This window comes from Hymenobacter agri (assembly GCF_054778495.1).
The window spans coordinates 1-744 of record NZ_BAAGZM010001154.1 but is presented as its reverse complement, the minus strand read 5'-3'; the positions used below and the strand labels follow the sequence as shown (position 1 = coordinate 744).

1 protein-coding gene is annotated in these 744 nt (G+C 66.3%); it reads left to right on the top strand.

Annotated features, from left to right (window positions below; genetic code table 11):
* Window positions 1–605: T9SS type B sorting domain-containing protein (locus ACYVDE_RS25050; RefSeq protein ID WP_460504226.1), on the top strand; the 605-nt coding region annotated here is incomplete at its 5' end.
* Between the last annotated feature and the right edge of the window lie 139 nt (window positions 606–744).

The window sequence follows — 744 nt, the reverse complement described above, 5'->3', positions numbered from 1 at the left end:
GCGTGGCCAACACGGCGGCCGGGCAGGCCCCGGCCCACCGCTACACCCAGCCGGGGCAGTACACCGCCCGGCTGCGGGTCACGGCAACCTCGGGGCAGGTGTTCACCACCACGCAAACGGTAGTGATTTGGCCGCTGCCGGTAGTGTCTTTTGCCCTTGTCGATTCGACGCTGTGCTACGGCACCGAGCGTCTGCTGAACCCGGGCGCCCAGCCGGCCGGCAGCACTTTCCGTTGGCAGGACGGCAGTACCGGCCCCGAGCTGCGGGCGGCCCGCGCCGGCCGCTATGAAGTCGAAGTCACCAACGCACAGGGTTGCCGTGCCCGGGCGCATCTCAGCTTGCGGGTGGTGGATTGCCCGGGCACGCTCCCCAACATCATCACGCCCAACGGCGACCGCCAAAACGATGCCTTCGTGCTGCCCGGCCAAGACCCCAGCCATTGGAACCTGACCGTTTACAGCCGCTGGGGCCAACGCATCTATCAGCGCGACGGCTACGATAATAGCTGGGACGCCGCTGGCCATGCGGCTGGCCTGTACTATTATTTGCTCCATAATGCCAGCACCGGCCAACAGCTAAAGGGCTGGCTGGAAGTAGTGAAATAATTCGCTATCGGCCTTTTTTTGCGTTGCCGCCACCTAGCGCCTGCTACAGTCGCGCCCACAGCCCGCGCACGTCGGCCGGGCCCGGCAGCAGGTCGGCCCAGGTGGCCCCAATGGCGCGGCGGTAGTGGCCAAACAGGTA